Annotated in this window: 15 protein-coding genes; 14 read left to right on the top strand and 1 reads right to left on the bottom strand. The window is 50.4% G+C overall.

Annotated features, from left to right (window positions below; all coding sequences use genetic code 11):
- Positions 1–49: 49 nt before the first annotated feature.
- Entirely contained in the window at positions 50–2,644 is a 2,595-nt protein-coding gene (locus tag C7A19_RS10625; RefSeq protein WP_116644865.1) for a TonB-dependent receptor, read from the bottom strand.
- Positions 2,645–3,462: 818 nt separating this feature from the next.
- On the opposite strand from C7A19_RS10625, the gene C7A19_RS10620 reads away from it, so the two are divergent.
- The 14 genes from C7A19_RS10620 (at position 3,463) to C7A19_RS10560 (ending at position 16,834) form a co-directional block, all read left to right on the top strand.
- Entirely contained in the window at positions 3,463–4,488 is a 1,026-nt protein-coding gene (locus C7A19_RS10620) for an ABC transporter permease subunit (protein ID WP_077771876.1), read from the top strand.
- Between the two features lies 1 nt (position 4,489).
- Positions 4,490–5,533, top strand: a complete 1,044-nt coding sequence (locus C7A19_RS10615; protein ID WP_046074668.1) for an ABC transporter permease subunit — start codon at positions 4,490–4,492, stop codon at positions 5,531–5,533.
- 46 nt (positions 5,534–5,579) lie between these two features.
- Positions 5,580–7,406, top strand: coding sequence for an extracellular solute-binding protein (locus C7A19_RS10610; protein ID WP_116644864.1), 1,827 nt, complete (start codon positions 5,580–5,582; stop codon positions 7,404–7,406).
- 8 nt (positions 7,407–7,414) lie between these two features.
- A complete protein-coding gene (locus C7A19_RS10605; protein ID WP_082084440.1) occupies positions 7,415–8,281 on the top strand; it encodes an ABC transporter ATP-binding protein in 867 nt (288 codons plus the stop codon).
- 15 nt (positions 8,282–8,296) lie between these two features.
- Positions 8,297–9,184, top strand: a complete 888-nt coding sequence (locus C7A19_RS10600) for an ATP-binding cassette domain-containing protein (RefSeq protein ID WP_116644863.1) — start codon at positions 8,297–8,299, stop codon at positions 9,182–9,184.
- Positions 9,185–9,473: 289 nt separating this feature from the next.
- Positions 9,474–10,490 carry a TRAP transporter substrate-binding protein gene (locus C7A19_RS10595; protein ID WP_116644862.1) on the top strand — a complete coding sequence of 339 codons (1,017 nt, stop codon included), beginning with the start codon at positions 9,474–9,476 and terminating at the stop codon, positions 10,488–10,490.
- 62 nt (positions 10,491–10,552) lie between these two features.
- Entirely contained in the window at positions 10,553–11,110 is a 558-nt protein-coding gene (locus C7A19_RS10590; protein ID WP_116644861.1) for a TRAP transporter small permease subunit, read from the top strand.
- Positions 11,103–12,419 (top strand): TRAP transporter large permease subunit, encoded by a 1,317-nt coding sequence (locus tag C7A19_RS10585; protein WP_046074672.1) that lies wholly within the window; start codon positions 11,103–11,105, stop codon positions 12,417–12,419. Before C7A19_RS10590 ends, C7A19_RS10585 begins: the two co-directional genes overlap by 8 nt.
- 79 nt (positions 12,420–12,498) lie before the next feature.
- The gene (locus tag C7A19_RS10580) at positions 12,499–12,999 is read left to right on the top strand and encodes a gluconokinase (protein ID WP_046074673.1); all 501 of its coding nucleotides are present in this window, start codon (positions 12,499–12,501) and stop codon (positions 12,997–12,999) included.
- Positions 12,996–14,486, top strand: a complete 1,491-nt coding sequence (gene gndA / locus C7A19_RS10575) for an NADP-dependent phosphogluconate dehydrogenase (RefSeq protein WP_116644860.1) — start codon at positions 12,996–12,998, stop codon at positions 14,484–14,486. The genes C7A19_RS10580 and gndA overlap by 4 nt, the downstream gene beginning before the upstream one ends.
- Positions 14,487–14,595: 109 nt before the next feature.
- Positions 14,596–15,597, top strand: coding sequence for a gluconate operon transcriptional repressor GntR (gene gntR / locus C7A19_RS10570; protein ID WP_116644859.1), 1,002 nt, complete (start codon positions 14,596–14,598; stop codon positions 15,595–15,597).
- A gap of 35 nt (positions 15,598–15,632) precedes the next feature.
- On the top strand, positions 15,633–15,794 hold the full coding sequence (locus C7A19_RS15600) for a hypothetical protein (protein WP_162300264.1): 162 nt from the start codon (positions 15,633–15,635) through the stop codon (positions 15,792–15,794).
- A gap of 262 nt (positions 15,795–16,056) precedes the next feature.
- On the top strand, positions 16,057–16,581 hold the full coding sequence (locus C7A19_RS10565; RefSeq protein ID WP_077650749.1) for a hypothetical protein: 525 nt from the start codon (positions 16,057–16,059) through the stop codon (positions 16,579–16,581).
- Positions 16,582–16,609: 28 nt separating this feature from the next.
- On the top strand, positions 16,610–16,834 hold the full coding sequence (locus tag C7A19_RS10560; RefSeq protein WP_198533002.1) for a nucleotidyl transferase AbiEii/AbiGii toxin family protein: 225 nt from the start codon (positions 16,610–16,612) through the stop codon (positions 16,832–16,834).
- The last annotated feature ends 586 nt before the right edge of the window (positions 16,835–17,420 follow it).

The following is a 17,420-nucleotide window of genomic DNA, read 5'->3' as shown; positions in this document are numbered from 1 at the left end:
TGTTAATTGTGGAGAAATAAGGCGCGGCGAGGCCGCGCCCGGTGTTGAGTTAGAAGTTTTGAGAATATTTAAAGAAGAAAACACGGCCTTGAATGCTGTATAAATCTTCGTCGTAGGTGACACCATCACTCTCAAAAGATGGATCCTCGTCAGTCAGGTTACGCACACCGGCTGAAAGTTGTCCGTCCCATGGGGCCTGGTAGGTATAGGCCAGATTCCATGTGGTTTGGCTAGTGATGTGTCCTGTCTCGTTATAATCCTTGTCAATATCTTGAGCTTGGCTATCGATATAATCCGCGGATAAATAGATATCGTGGGTATCAATGTAGTTAAAGCCAACGCCACTTTGGAAACGATATTTCGGCAATCCATTACGGCCCACTTGGTTATTAACCGGGCCATTGACGAACTCAGGCTCACTATAGTCAAGCACATAGGTACCACTGAAATCGTAACGAACACTACCTATGTTCAGGTCATGCGCATAGTTAGCCTTAAGATCGATCCCCGATGTATCGAGCGTCCCTAAGTTAAGCCATTCGGCATCGGCACTGACAATTTTTCCGCCCTGACGAGTGATGTTCGGGTTTGGCTTACCGCTTGAACGTGCCTCGTCAATCATTGACTGCAATGTATTTAAGACAATGGTGTCTTCAATCGAGACATTGTAATAGTCTGCAACCAAGTCAAGGTTCTCAAGCGGGCTGTAGCTAACGCCAAAGTTAAATGAAACTGACTCTTCGGCATCCAGATCTTTATTGGACTTACGAATCACATCATATTGACGCTCGGGACAGTCAGCGTCCGCTGTACCATTAGCTTCACATGAGACATAGTCTTTAGCGTAATCGCTAGACTGTGAATCAGCAGCGTAAAGATCGGACAGTGTTGGTGCTCTAAAGCCCATCCCTGCACCGGCGCGGAACATTAGATTATCTTGTGGTTGATAACGAAATGAAATCTTGGGTGAAATCTCGCTACCAAAATCGCTATAGTCGTCATAGCGTGCTGCTAAGTTCATCTCTAAATCATCAGTCAGGTACAGCACAGATTCTGCAAACAGCGCAAAAGTTTCACGGTCACCGGCGGCGGAGTTACCTGCACTACCAATGATATTGCCTGCTTCGCTTTGTGAATCATAAGTATCTGAATACTCGTAACTTGTAAATTCAGAGCCAAGATAGAGAGGAACGTTAATCCCTCCGATTTCGGCAACATCAAATTGCAACCCACCGGTGAATTGGTGCATCTCCATTTCTGTATCGCGAGAAGTGGTGGCTGAGAGAACATCGGCCGCTTCGTCAGTGAATTCGCCGTCGACAAATTCACCGTCATTGGCAAGCTGTTCGGCAGGGCTTTTAAATACATAGCCAGTGCCTGTTTCACTACTTTGTGAGTAGTTAGTGTGATAACCGGTTTCCCAGATCACTTCACCAACGGCCTCAGTCGCAAAGTAACCGTCTAAAGCAAAGTTCAAGTCAGCTTGGAAATCGGTCACTGTATTATCGCGTGTGCCGACTTTGTCGAACCGATAATAAACCGTTGCGGGTCCGTCAGCAGGATCGAGACCATTATCAGTAAAGAATTGTGCGCCGCCGGTTGTTGTTGGATCAACCGAAAAGGTACCGGCTGCGGGGGCAAAACGACCGAAACTTTCATTGCGGTTAATCAGCAGCTGAGAGGTAAAGGTTGTGGAGTCGGTTAAGGCCAAATCGCCATTTACAAACAGTGTGTTACGCTCAAGAGAAGCTGTTTTTGCTGCTTCAGACGTGTAATCATAGCCACACACGGTCCCCAGTCCGGGATAGATAGCTTCACCAGCAAAGCCATCTTTACACTCTCCATTGTTCTCGGTGCCGGCGATCGGTTTTATGGATCCATCATGAAATACATTGCGGCCGTAAACACTCACCCCACGCATATCATCGAAGCTGGCGGCATCGGTATTTTTAGAACGCAAGAAGTCACGGTCACGAAGATAAATCTCGTCTTTGCTATCATGCTCAAAGGTGAACATTAGGCTTCCATCACTGCCCGATGTACCACCTGATATAGACACATTTTTCTCATCGCCCCCTTCTCGGTCGGGAATGCCTCCACCGAAGGTCACATTGAGTCCATCAATACTGTCTTTTAATATAATATTGACCACGCCTGCGACGGCATCAGAGCCGTAAACCGCTGAGCCACCATCGGCCATGATTTCAATACGCTCCACGGAGGCGGCAGGAATCGCGTTAATATTGGCAGCACCGCCCCCCAACGCAGCCGACCCAGGCAAGCGTTTGCCGTTAACGAGAACCAGTGTACGAACACTGCCTAGGCCTCGTAGTGACATCGTCGCTTGGCTTTGCCCGCTAGAACCGGATCTTTCACTGTGTGAACCAAAGGAATTATAGCTTGATTTGCGCAGCACGTCGGCAATAGACACATCACCCGCACGTGCAATTTCGGCCTCACCGATAACTGCTACAGGCGTACTGCCCTCCATGGAGGCGCGTGTGATCCGCGATCCCGTGACTTTCAGCTTCTGCAACTCTTGGGCTTGTTCTTGAGACTCTTCCGCGATAGCGGTTGAGGCGAATGTGACTGATCCCACTGCGAGACCAATGGCAACAGACAGTGCCGTTGTTCTTGTCTTCATCCTTGATTGCTCCCTGTCATTTGACTATTTCTCCAGCGCGTATTTTCAGTACTGCTCTTATCCCTGAGCGCGCATGACAGCCAGATATACCGAATGTTTCGTCTAAGCGTCAAACAAGTGACAGCGACACCCTCTATCCGCGCTGTCATGGTTTATTTCGCTTATTTTGGTGGTTTGTTTTGATGTGCAGCGCATAAGCATGTCTATATAACTGGTCTTTTACTTATTGTTAGAGAATTGTTTCATGTGAGGCAGGGTTAGCGTGCTTGGTTGTGCGGTAAGTGGATATGCTGGTAATAGATGAATGTAAAGAATATACAACTATTTAACATGGTTTCGTTTCTCGTCGCATAATTTACCTAATGTGTGCATCGGTAATAGTGGCGTTCACGCGTTCAACGGAAAAGCAGTTAGTCCAGTTTTAAACTGACATGAGTTAACAAAAAATGACATTTATTTGATAATTGTGTTTGTAGCGTCTATGGAAATTTATGCACTTTTTTTGCTTAAGCGTCTAGAGCAAATGCTCAATTGATAGGTTTGTCATATTCTGTAATTTTACTGTCATGTGAATGAATGTTGTTTTTTTTATTTTGTAAGTGGCTGGTATCGAAAGAGAAAAAAAATCAGGTCTCATGGACATGGACCGTTGATCGTGGTGATAAATCAAGATAAATATAGGAGCCTTAAGTATCGTGTGTCATGAGGGGAAAGCCCCACGGTGCCTAGGATGGCACTGACAACTCGATACCATAGACTAATAAAGCGGCTCGTTTAGATGTCGTTGAGTCTAGACAGTCAACAGGGAGTAGTGGACTATGCTGTCGTACTTTTTACGCCGGTTACTGTTGGTGATCCCGACATTTCTCGGCATTACCATTTTGATCTTTGGTATCACCCGTCTTGTGCCGGGTGGGCCGGTCGAGCGAATGATGACGCAAATGCAGGCACAAGCCGATGGCGGCTCGAGCTTGCAACGTGCTGGTGACAGCTCGGCGTTATCGGACGATCAGATTGCCGAACTTAAGGCATTTTACGGCCTCGATAAACCCGTGCTAGAAGCCTATGTCGATTGGCTGGGCAAGCTCGCCAACTTCGATCTGGGTGAGTCGACGCGCTACTACGAGCCGGTCACCGACATGATCGCCGAGCGTCTGCCCGTCTCCTTGTTTTACGGCGGCATGACCTTCTTCATCAGCTACTTTATCTCTCTTCCGCTCGGGTATTACAAAGCCCTCAAACACGGTTCAGTGTTTGATTCGTCCTCCTCTGTGCTGATTTTTATTGGGTTTGCCTTGCCTGGCTATGTGGTCGGGGTATTACTGATCACCTTGTTTAGCTATCACCTCGAATGGTTCCCGATGGGGGGCTTTGTGGGCGATGCCTACTACGACGCGACCAGCTTTTGGGAACGCGCCAAAGATGTGATGTGGCATGCGGTACTGCCGCTGATTTGTTATCTGATTGGTGACTTTGCCACCCTGACCATGACGATGAAAAACAACCTAATGGAAAACCTCTCGGCGGACTATATCCGTACGGCGATTGCCAAAGGGTTACCGTTCCGCTCGGCGGTGCGCAAGCACGCGCTGCGCAACAGCTTGATCCCGATTGCTAGCCATTTTGGCAACTCGTTGTTGTTCTTTATGACCGGCGCGTTTTTGATTGAAGTCATTTTCAATATCAATGGCATCGGCTTACTGGGCTATGAGTCCATTATGGAGCGCGATTATCCGGTGGTGATGGGCATTGTCGCCATCAATGCGCTATTACTGCTGGCCGGCAATATTATCTCCGATATCTGTGTTGCCTTGGTTGACCCTCGCGTGAAGTTTGGATCTTGATATGTTGACGTTTAGCCCTTTAACTCAAAAGAAAATCCGCAGCTTTAAGCAAATTAAACGCGGTTACTGGTCGTTTATCATCTTGACCACCATGCTGGTGTTGTCGCTGTTTGCCGAGCTTTTTATCAACAGTAAAGCGTTAATGGTCAAATACGACGGTGAATATTATTTCCCGGTACTGAGTGATGTGTACTTGGCGAGCGACTTTGGTCAAGTGGGCACTAGCGAAGCCAACTATCGTCAACTTGCCAAAGCCTTTGCCGCACAAGGCGGTGACAATTATGTGGTGATGCCCCTAGTGCCATGGAACCCACTGGAGCAAGACTTTAGCGGTGATTTCCCGCCGACAGCGCCGAGCGCTGAGCATCAGCATTATCTCGGTACCGATGAGATTGGCCGCGACATTCTCGCTCGCTTGGTGTACGGCTTTCGTATCGCCATGGGGTTTGCGTTACTCACCATGGCCGCTTCCTATGCGATTGGTACAGCCGTTGGCTGTGCGATGGGCTTTTGGGGCGGCAAGTTTGACCTTTTCTTCCAACGCTTTATCGAAATCTGGTCGATGGTGCCGTTTTTGTACGTGATCATGATTTTGGTTTCGATTCTTCAGCCCACCTTTGCCCTGTTTGTAGGGATTAACGTGCTATTTGGCTGGATGGCGATCACCTGGTATATGCGCACCATGACCTATAAAGAGTCAGCGCGCGATTATGTGATGGCCGCGAGGGCGCTGGGGGCGTCGACCAGCCGGATCCTTTTCCGTCATATTTTACCGAACACCATGGTGATGATTGTTACTTTGGCGCCTTTCACCATCGCCCTCAATATTACCGCGCTAACAGCGCTGGATTATCTCGGCCTTGGGCTGATGCCGCCGACGCCCAGTTGGGGCGAGCTGTTGCAGCAAGGCAAATCGAATTTGGACGCACCATGGATTGTTGCGTCCGTAGTGACCTCACTGGTGGTGGTATTGGTGATGGTGACCTTCATTGGTGAAGCGGTGCGCGCGGCGTTCGACCCGAAAAAATTCACCCGTTACGACTAACGTTAAACACAATGTGCAATGTTTGAATCACGATAAGGAAATCACGATGAAAAAACTGATCCTTGCGACCTCAATTTCAATGTTTAGCCTGACTGGCTGGGCGGCGGATTTGCCTGAAAACCTTAATTGGCAAACCAATTGGGATGCACCTAAAATCGGCTCTCCCAACGCCAAACGTGGCGGCGTTTTGCGCTCACACTTAAGCTCCTTTCCCCAGACGCTGCGCACGGTTGGCCCAGACTCCAACTCAGGCCTGCGCAGTTATTTTCTCGATGAAATGCCTTCATTGGTAAAGCGCCACCCAGACACACTGGAATGGATCCCGGATTTGGCCAACGAGTGGGCGTTTGGCGATGATCATAAAACCATCTACTTCAAGCTGAACCCAGAGGCGACCTGGTCGGATGGCGAGCCCGTCACCGCTGATGATTTTGTGTTTATGATGCAGTTCTACCGCTCGAAAGACATTGTTGCGCCTTGGTACAACGAGTACTACACCAACACCATTGGTGGAGTCGAGAAAATTGACCAACACACCATTGCGATATCGACTGCAATAGAGAAAAGCGACGAAGATCTGATGTATACCTTGGGTAGTTTGGTCCCACGTCCCGCGCACTTTTACGCCAATCCGCGTAAAGATGAAAACCAAGACGGCATTGCCGACGACTTTGTACGTCGCTATAACTTCAAAGCGACCCCCACCGTGGGCCCGTACGAGTTAGCGCGGGTGCAAAAAGGCCGTAGCGTCACCTTTGAGCATGTGGATGACTGGTGGGGCTACACCAACCCCTATTATCAGCACCGTTATAACGTCGATAAGATCCGTCTGCGGGTGATCCGGGATAACGATATCGCCATGAAGCACTTTGAAAAAGGCAACTTGGATGTGTTCGATTTGCTATTACCGGATGTGTGGCACGACAAAACCCAATCTGAACCTTATAAAAAAGGCTACATCACCAAATTCTGGGGCCACAACGAATTACCGGTTGGCGCGGGCGGTTTATGGATGAATACGGCTATGCCGCTGCTCGATGATATCAATGTGCGCAAAGGCATCCTCTATGCCACGGACTTTGATGGCATGATTGAAAATATTACCCGTGGTGACTACTCACGCAAGCCACATGCAATGGGGCATGGTCATGGTGAGTACGACAACGATGGTGCGACACCGCCAGCGTTTGACCCTGAAAAAGCGATCAGCTATTTCGAAAAAGCTGGCTTTGACCAAGTGGGCCCCGATGGCATTCGTATTAACGACAAAGGCGAGCGTTTAAGCTTTGCGATCACCTATGGATATCAACACCACACCCCACGCATCGCTTACTTGAAAGAGCAAGCGAAAAAAGCAGGGTTGGACTTTACCATTCACCTGGTTGATGGCTCATCGGCGTTTAAATACATACTGGAGAAAAAGCATCAGCTGGCGTTTCTCAATATGGGCACCTCAGAAATCCCGGCCTATTGGGAATACTTCCACTCGGATAACGCTAATAAAAAGCAAACCAACAACCACACCAATTACAGCTCCCCGGCGTTGGATAAGCTGATCATGGCGTACAAAACCGAGTTCGACATGGCGAAGAAATACCAGCTGTCGCACCAGATCCGCGCTAAGATCTCAGAAGCCAGTGTGATTGTACCTGGGTACATGGTGCCGTATGTGCGTCAAGGTTTTTGGCGTTATGTACAAATCCCAGACAACGCAATGACCAAGCGCACCGAAAAAATGGTCACCAGTGGCCGCGTGATGGGCTTTGGTACCTTCTGGATTGATGAAGAGATGAAAGACGCCACCGAAGAGGCCATGGACGACGACAAAGCCTTTGAGCCGGTGACTATCATTGATGACAGATACAAGCTGTAGGGGCGATTATGACGCAGGATGTCATTCTTTCGGTTAAGGATTTGACCGTTAATTTTACCACTGACGACGGCCCCCGTGAGGTACTTCACGGGGTAAGCTTTGACGTAAAAGCCGGGCGCACGCTCGGCTTGGTGGGCGAATCAGGCAGTGGCAAAAGTGTCACAGCAATGTCAATCATGGGCCTGCTCCCTAAGCCCTACGGCCAGGTGACGGGCGGCGAAATCTTGTACCGCGGGACCGACTTGGTGACCTTGCCCGCCAAAGAGCGCTACGCGATGCGTGGCAATCGGATCTCGATTATCTTTCAAGACCCGATGACGGCACTGAACCCGGTGCATACCGTGGGTCGGCAAATCAATGAAGTTTTGATGCTACACCGCCCAGAGCTGGATAAAAAAGCGCGCGCGGCGTGTGCGCTCGATATGCTGGCCAAGGTGAAAATCCCGATGCCAGAAAAGCGACTGAACGAGTACCCGCATAACCTATCCGGTGGGATGCGTCAGCGGGTAATGATCGCCATGGCACTGGCCTGCAAACCCGATATCTTGATTTGTGATGAGCCAACCACCGCCTTGGATGTGACGGTGCAGGCCTCGATTTTGGACTTGATTAACGAGCTGCAAGAAGAAACCGGCATGGCGGTGATTTTTATCACTCACGATCTGGGGGTAGTCGCCGAGGTGTGTGACGATGTGGCGGTGATGTACGACGGCCAAATTCGTGAACGGGCGGATATTTTCACCCTCTTTGATCACCCATCCCATCCGTATACCAAGCGTTTATTGGGATTAATGCCGGGGCGTCATCATCAACCCAAACAGATGATTGATATTCGCCCGTTGGAAGCGTTTGATGCCGCGCCATCATCCCCGTAGTTGCAGGAGAACGCGATGAGCAAGGAAGTCCTCAGAGTAGAAAACCTGAAGCAGTATTTTGTCTCGGGCAAAGGCCTGCTTCGTCAAGGCTACACCATTAAAGCCGTCGATGGCGTATCGCTCTCGGTGTCCCAAGGTGAAACGCTCGGGCTGGTGGGTGAGTCGGGGTGTGGCAAAAGCACCCTTGGCCGTACCATGCTTAAGCTGTTTGAGCCTACCGAAGGGAACATTTTCTTTGAAGGTAAAGACATCACCCATTTATCGCCACGTCAGATGCGGCCACTGCGTAAAGATATGCAGATTGTCTTTCAAGATCCGCTCGAGTCGCTAAACCAGCGTCACACCATCGGCGGGATCTTAGAAGAGCCCTTTATTATTCACAATATAGGCACCGCGAAAGAGCGCCGCCAATGGGTACTTGAGCTGCTAGATAAAGTCGGATTGCCCCACGATGCGGTAAACCGCTACCCGCATGAGTTTTCGGGCGGTCAGCGCCAGCGGATTGGTATCGCGCGGGCGATTGCCCTTAAACCGAAACTGCTTATTTGTGACGAATCCGTCTCCGCCTTGGATGTATCGGTGCAGGCCCAGATTCTTAACCTGTTGCTGAAACTCCAGCAAGAGATGAACTTGGCGATGATTTTTATCTCCCACGACTTATCGGTGGTTCGTCATATCTCCGATAAAGTGGCAGTGATGTACTTTGGTCATGTGGTGGAAGAGGGTCCGACCGAAACCGTCTATCATCAGCCGCAGCACGAGTACACGCAAAAGCTACTCTCTGCCATTCCGATCACCCACCCCAAATATCGCAAACACAAGCGCCGCGCTGAGCAACCAGCCGCTGATGCGGACATTCAGCACGAGTCGGTGGGCGAAAAAAAGCCTGAAACCACCCGCTAGTTCTGTTTCCCCACCCTGTTTCAGGGTGGGCATCGGCTCATGCTTGCGCTTTTTGCCGAGGACGCTAGCCCGATAACCGCCAATGTGGTGTGTCTCACACTTCTTCCTCTTTGCTTTATCCTTGTGACAAATTAATCAGTAAGTGTGAGTGCGATCTCTGTTCATGCATCAGTGTTACCGGTAACTTTGCAGCGTAGAAGGTTGGTAACATAACAATTACATCCAGCGTTTCGACCACTCGCATTCCAGCTTGATGGAATAAATGGAAATAAAACAAGGACATCCTACTATGAAAGCAATAACGAAAACCCTGCTCGCTGCCTCTGTCTCTGGCTTGTTCTCTGTGTCAGCGATGGCGGCGGATTTTAATCTGAAAATCCAATCGTCTGATCCCTCAGGTGATCTCAACTTTAAGGTTCAGCAGCGCTGGGCTGACCGTGTGGAGACCATGTCTGATGGCCAAATCAATATTGATTTATTGCCTGTCGGCTCTGTGGTGAAACACACCGAGACGCTCGGGGCGATAAAAATGGGGATCCTGGACGGCCATGTCACTGCCACGGGCTACTTTTCCGGCAAAGATCCGGCCTTTGGCTTGATTGGTAATATGGTCGGTGCTTGGTCCGATACCACCCAGCTGCTGCAATACATGAATTACGGTGGCGGGAATGAGCTGATGACCGAGCTTTACGCCCCGTATGGTGTGCAGTTTGTAGGCGCATCGACCACGGGCGTTGAGTCGTTTATTTCCAAAAAACCGATTGACGGCGTGGCTGATCTTAAAGGACTCAAGCTGCGTGCCCCAGAAGGCTTGGTGCAGCAAGTGTTTGCCGCCGCTGGCGCCACACCGGTTAACTTGCCGGGCTCGGAAGTGTTTACCGGTCTGAGCAAAGGGGTGATTGATGCGGCCGATTACACCGTGTTTTCCACCAACCAAAAAGCGGGCATGAATGATATTGCACCGCACCCAGTGCAGCCAGGCTTCCACTCGTTGCCACTGATCGATATCTCTATCGCGCAGAAAAAATGGGACAAGATGCCAGAAGACTTGCAGACCATTTTGAAAACCTCGGTGCGGGATTTTTCTTACGACATGACCACCCAACTGAAAATGGCAGATATGGCAGCCGTGAAAGAGGCCAAAGCCAACCCAGAGATCACCATTCATGATTGGTCGGATGAAGAGCGCAAGAAGTTTCGTGAAATCGCCAAAACCCAATGGAAAGTGTTTGCCGAGCGCTCACCGAATGCACAAAAAGTGTATGACTCAGTCACTGAGTTCTTAGAAACCAATGGCTTGTTGTAAGCATTCATCCTTGTCTTGCCAGTGATAGGAGGGCGCTGCCCTCCTGATTGTGGACCCATTTTATGACTGAACAAACGCCTCATACCCCGCCCGAGCCCGACGAGCACCCAAGAAACGTACTCGATAGGGCGATCATTAAGGTAAGCCATTTATTAAGTTGGCTATTTATCGCCACCGTTTTTATCTCATTTTACGAAGTGGTGATGCGTTACCTGTTTGATTCGCCCACCACCTGGGTGCATGAAACTGCCTCATTTATCGGCGGCTCCTTGTTCATTATCGGTGGTATTTATGCCTTTGCGGCCAATCGCCATGTGCGTGTGGTCTTAGTTTACGACGCGGTGTCGTCACAAACGCGCAAATACCTCAACCTGGTTCATCACCTCGTCGGACTCGCGTTTGCCAGCATGCTGGCCTATTCATCCTACTCGCTTGCCAAGGAAGCCTGGTTTGCACCTTGGGGCGAGCTACGACTTGAGACCTCAGGGTCTGTGCTCAATGCGCCCTATCCGGCGCTGCTTAAAGGGCTGATTTTTATCGCGCTGTGCATTCTTGTGCTCCAGTTTGTATTGCATCTCATCCAAGAGCTTATGGGGCTGAGGAACAAAGACGATGTTTGATTTATCTTCGATTGGACTAGCGTGGGGAAGCCTGCTCATGCTGGTGATGCTGATTGGACTGCTGCTCACTGGGATGCAATTGGCGTTTGTGTCTGGGTTTGTGGCGATCTTTTTTACCCTCTTTTGGTTTGGCCCCGAGGCGATGCCATTAATTGCCAGCCGTACCTACAGTTTTGCCTCTGGTTACGTCTTTTTAGCCGTGCCGATGTTCGTATTGATGGCAGCACTGCTTGACCGGTCAGGCATTGCCAAAGACCTTTTCGATGCCATGAAGTCCCTAGGGCGCAAGGTGAGAGGCGGGGTCGCGGTACAAACCATTTTAGTCGCGGTGTTGCTGGCTTCTATGTCTGGCGTGATTGGCGGTGAAACCGTGCTATTGGGGATCTTGGCGTTACCGCAAATGCTCCGCCTTGGTTATGATCGCAAACTGGCGATCGGGACCACGTGCGCAGGGGGCGCGCTCGGGACCATGCTGCCGCCCAGTATCGTACTGATTATCTACGGTATGACCGCCAGTGTATCGATTGGTGATTTGTTCAAGGCATCCTTTCTCCCCGCCTTTATTCTCGCCGCTTGTTACATCGCTTACGTGTTGATTCGTTGTAAGTTAAACCCGTCACTGGCGCCGATCCCAAGCGACAGCGGCGAAGACGATGAGCCGCAAGTGAGCTACTTTAAAGCGCTGTTTTTCCCACTTTTCTCGGTAGCCGTGGTACTTGGCAGTATTTACACTGGAGTGGCCTCGGTCACTGAAGCCTCGGCGCTAGGGGTTGTGGGGATCATGCTGTCTGCGATTGTCCGTGGTGAGATGAATCTTTCGATGCTCAAAGAGAGCGCAATTGCCACTATGCGCACCTGCGGGATGATCATGTGGATTGGCATTGGTGCCAGCGCCCTGGTGGGAATCTACAACTTGATGGGCGGGATTGATTTTGTTGAACAAGTGATCCTGAGCCTAAGTGGCGGCAGTGCAATAGGTACCTTGCTTATCATGATGGTGATCTTACTCGTCTTAGGGATGTTTTTAGACTGGGTCGGGGTGGCGCTGTTAACCATGCCGATTTTTGTGCCCATCATCACCGGGCTTGGTTTTGACCCCATTTGGTTCGGGGTGGTGTTCTGCCTCAACATGCAGGTGTCGTTCCTTTCGCCGCCATTTGGACCCGCTGCCTTTTATCTTAAATCGGTCGCCCCGAAAGACATTAGTCTTGGTGAGATTTTTACCTCACTCCTGCCTTTTATCGCCCTGCAAGTGTTCGTGCTGTCATTGGTGATTATCTTCCCTGAGTTGGCAATGTGGTGGCAATGATCATGGTATTAAAACAGCAATATCGAGTTCTCAAGGTGTTATCGCTAGCGTGTGGCTTGGCTAAGGGTTGTGGTGTGCAATGAAAGTAAAAAAACTATTAATCATGGGGGTTTCAGGGTGCGGCAAAAGCCTGATTGGCAGTGAAATTGCCCGTGCACTCGACCTGCCTTTTTATGACGGTGATGATTATCACCCTGCTGACAATGTAGAAAAAATGCGGCAAGGGATCCCACTGACTGATGCTGACCGCAGCGGTTGGTTACGTACTTTGAACCGTCTGTACACCGACAATGAGGCAGCGGTGATTGCTTGCTCAGCATTAAAGCCGGAATACCGCGACGTTCTGCGACAAAACAACCCAGAGTTAGTGATTGTCTACCTGCAAGGGGATTACGCTACGATTTGGTCGCGGCTACAAAAACGGGCTAACCATTATTTTCATGGTGAGGCCATGCTGCGTAGCCAATTTGACGCCTTGGTCGAGCCCAGCGCTGAAGAGGCCTTGTTTGTCGATATCTCTTACCCCGTCGATACTGTGGTCGCGCACGCGTTGCAACAAATAAAGGAGATGGAGTCATGATGCCATCACAGATAGGTCTGGTTGGATTAGGTGTGATGGGGAAAAGCCTGGCTTTAAACCTTGTCGATCACGGCTTTAATGTCGCAGGCTTTGATATTGACCCGCACCACCGGCAAGCGGCGCATGAGGCCGCGTTACCCCTCAATCAGGCATCGGACAAGGGGCAGCTAACGGTGGTTGATTCGCTATCTCAGCTGCTGACCAGTTTGCAAACGCCGCGCGTTATCGCCTTGTCGGTGCCTGCCGGCGAGGTGGTCGACACGGTGATCCGTGAGTTGCTAGCAGCGGGGCTCGCACCTGACGATATTGTTATCGACACCGGCAACAGCCTGTGGACGGATAGCGAAAGACGCGCCCGCGACTACCAAGGGAAATTGCGATTTTTTAACACCGCCATTTCCGGCGGGGAAGTGGGCGCTCGCACCGGCCCCTCGCTGATGGCCAGTGGCGATGCGTCAGCGTGGGCGCAGGTTAAACCCATGTGGTTGGCGATTGCGGCAAAAGTGGATCACGCCGGTCAGCCTGTGGGCCAGTTTGAGCAGGGTGAGCCGTGTGCCGCTTATTTGGGCGGGGCGGGTGTGGGTCATTATGTCAAAATGGTACATAACGGCATTGAATATGCGGACATGCAGTTAATTGCCGAAGCGTACCACTTTATGTCGCAAGCACTAGGGCTGTCGGCGGTGGAAATTGGCCAATGTTTTGCTCGTTGGAACCAAGGGCCACTCAATAGCTACTTGATGGCAATCAGCGCCGAGATCTTGCAAACCCCAGACCCTATCACAGGTAAGCCGTTCGTCGAGGTGGTGCTGGATAAAGCCGGCCAAAAGGGAACAGGCATGTGGACGGCAGTGAATGCGCTGCAAACCGGTGTCGCGGCTCCAACCATTGCCCAGGCGGTGTTTGCTCGCGCCCAAAGTGGCTTAAAAACGGTGCGATTGGCGGCAGCGAGAACTCGCATAAACCTAACGTCTGTTGCGTATGATGATATTGATACCCAGCTTGAAAACCTGCACGACGCCCTGTATTGCGCCAAATTATCGGTGTATGCCCAAGGGTTTGACCTGATCAACACCACCGCGCAGCAACAAGGCTGGACACTGGACTTTGCGCAAATTGCCAAGATTTGGCGCGCAGGGTGCATTATCCGCGCGCAATGTTTAAGCGAGATTGCCAGCGCGTATCAACAGACGCCAGATGTCGCTAATTTACTTCTTGTCGCGCCCTTTGCCGAAGCGATGAACCGCCAAGCTCCCGGCTGGCGTGCGACCGTTGCCAGTGCCGCGCAAGCGGCGGTACCTATTCCCGCGATGGCGGCGTCATTGAGTTATTTTGATGCCCTGTACAGCGAGGTGTTACCCGCTAACTTGCTTCAGGCTCAGCGCGACTATTTTGGCGCTCATGGCTATGCACGCGTGGATGACGATGAGTCACGCCAGTACCATTTGACCTGGAGTGAGCAGCCAAAGCGCCAACAAACACGATAATAGGAGGTGCGCTGTGATGGGCGCGCCTTTTTGTTACACGTAACAACAAAAAGGCCCAAAGAGTGGGTATGATGGAGCCAAAACAAGACTGCATCAACGAAAGACCCAGATGGCGAATAAGAAAAAGCGACCGACATTACAAGACATTGCCGATCGAGTCGGCGTCACCAAAATGACAGTAAGCCGCTGTTTACGCGATCCGGCGATGGTCTCGGACGCCGCCCGTGAAAAAATCCAATTGGCGGTAGAGGAGCTGGGTTATATTCCCAACCGCGCCCCCGATATTCTTTCTAATGCGAAATCCCACGCGATTGGCGTACTGGTGCCTTCGCTGACCAACCAAGTCTTTGCCGAAGTGATCCGCGGGATTGAATCGGTCACCTCACCAGAGGGCTATCAAACCATGATTGCCCACTATAGCTATAGCGCCGCGCTTGAGGAGCAGAGCATTGAGTCTTTGCTCTCGTATAACGTCGATGCGATCATTTTGTCGGAAAATGTCCATACCGACAGAGCGCGCAAAATGCTGCAAACCGCCTCGATTCCGGTGATTGAAATCATGGATAGCGTGTCGCCACGCCTCGAGCAAGCGGTCGGTTTTGACAACACCAAAGCCTCGCGGGATATGACCAACGCCCTGATTGAAAAAGGGCGCCAATGCATTGCGTATTTTGCCGCCCGTATGGATGAGCGCACGCGCTTAAAGCTTGAGGGTTATCATCAAGCGATTGCTCAAACCCAGCAAACGCCGATCAGCCTGCAAACTGAAGACGCCTCGTCATTTACCTTAGGGGCCAAGTTACTCGGCCAGATCCTTGAGTTACATCCCGAGGTGGATGGCATTGTTTGCACCAACGATGACCTGGCGATTGGCGCTTTATATGAATGCCAACGACGCGGGATCAAGGTGCCGGAACACATTGCGATTGCCGGTTTTCACGGTCACGACATCAGCCAAGCCATGCTCCCCAAACTGGCGACAGTGATCACCCCCCGAGAAGAAATCGGCCGCGTCGCCGCCACCGAGCTTATCTCCCGACTCCGCGGCGCCGACACCTGGCCGAGCCACATCGATCTTGGCTACCGCATCGAACACGGGGAGAGTATTTGAGGCAGTAGCCATGGCACAGCGGTGAGGCGTTGTCTGTGAACGCGTTAACCGCTATTTATCGCCAGTGTGAGCCTGGTTGCCAGCAAACGTACGAGCAAGCAAATCGCACTTGCGCCAGAGGCGATGATGCGGCATCACGCTATCTTCATCAATATTGCGAAGCCTACCCGTCTCACGGTGATTCTGCGGCGGTTTAAGCGGTTTGTGGCAGCCTAATAGCCGTCGTAAAGCACTGTTAAATCGCTTGAGCGATTTGCTTAAATGGTTGGGGCCACCTCAGGCAGACCCAGTGTTGTTAGCAAAAAATACTTTTAAGTTTTGATTGGCTAAAAGCCTTTATGTGCTTCTATAGGTCTACACATTGTTACCTATAGAGTAACTTTGTGTAGACCATTTTCTTGCGCTGGTTTAATAATAGGTCTACGCTAAGTGAGTTATTTGGTAATTTAGTGTAGACCTATGGCAAAGTCTGATGAGCTACTAAACGTATTCGCAAAAGCGGTTCGCGCTGGCGGAGGCGTTCACAGTGCAGCTGAGCTTGCTTTTATGTTGGGTGTGCCCTGTGATCCTGCTTTTAGAAAACTCCTCGCAGATAGCGTAAAAAAGGGCTTGCTAAGACGAGTGGTGAAAGGGGTCTATGAAAGTATGATTACTCCCCCTGAGCCTGAGACAGCTATTTATAAAATCATCAAAAAGTTACGTAGTGGGGTATTGAATTACATTAGCTTGGAAAGCCAGCTCAGTCATACCGGTGATATTTCGCAAATTGTGATGGGCAGGACCACGGTAGTGACTAAAGGTCGAAGTGGTTGTTTTAATACGCCTTATGGCGTGATCGAATTTACCCATACTAAAAGGCCAGTCGAAAAAATCGCCCCTAATTTATACTATGACCCCGACATCCAAATGTATCGCGCATTCAAAGAACAAGCGATTGCAGATCTAAAGCACTGCCGCCGCAATCTACATATGCTGGAGAGCTAAGTATGGGTGAGCGTGTAGGAGATAGCGTATGCTGAAGCAACAAATTCGCCAAATCGTACAGTCAAACCCTGACTATGCATCAGTCACGCCCGTGATCGAAAAAGAGATCTTGCATCATGACATTATGGATGTGTTGATCAAGCAAGGCGTTCTGCAGCGATTAACCTTTATTGGCGGCACCTCCCTACGCATGTGCTACAACAGCAGTCGATTGTCAGAAGATCTTGATTTCAACGGTGGCCACTTCTTTTAAGCTCATCCCCATCTCTCGGTAGCGGTGCACTTTTTGGTGACGTTCGATATCGGGTTGGCGTCCTTTGTACTTGCCGGCTTGTTTGGCGGCGGCAATGTCTTGTTGCTGTCGGGCGCGACGGGTGAATTGGCCGTATACCTCTACTTTCCTTTGCGGTATTGGTTTTTCTGTGCTGGTAGGTTGAGAGGTTTTTCAAAGGGCAAAAGATATAGTGTATGGCCGGTTTTCGAATCGGATATAAGTATACTGTGCGGTAAATCACAAAAAAATCATTTATAAGATAAATGTTTTATTGACCCAAATCGGGTCACAGGGGTCATCGGACATTATGGCGGGGATGTTCCTTCTCATAAGGTAGAAATCGTCTCAGAGCGTCTTTTAGGGGGCTTTCTGTGGTAGAAAACCAATGGTTTTACTGCGGGAGGAGGTCGATAAAAGAACAGGGAGGTGACAGTTTGACACCCCTGTCGACAGGTCTTACATTCGACCTTGTAAAGTTACTTTACAGATTTAATAAGAGATAAAGTGATATCTAGGATGCACGACCTAGATATTGCGAAAATTTAAGCCTACTCGGTATTCCGAG

Origin of the sequence: Salinivibrio sp. HTSP (assembly GCF_003390965.1) — a bacterium.
GTDB classification, from domain to species: Bacteria; Pseudomonadota; Gammaproteobacteria; order Enterobacterales; family Vibrionaceae; genus Salinivibrio; species Salinivibrio kushneri.
Note: the sequence above shows the minus strand (reverse complement) of the source record. Positions and strands in the feature narration are given on the sequence as shown.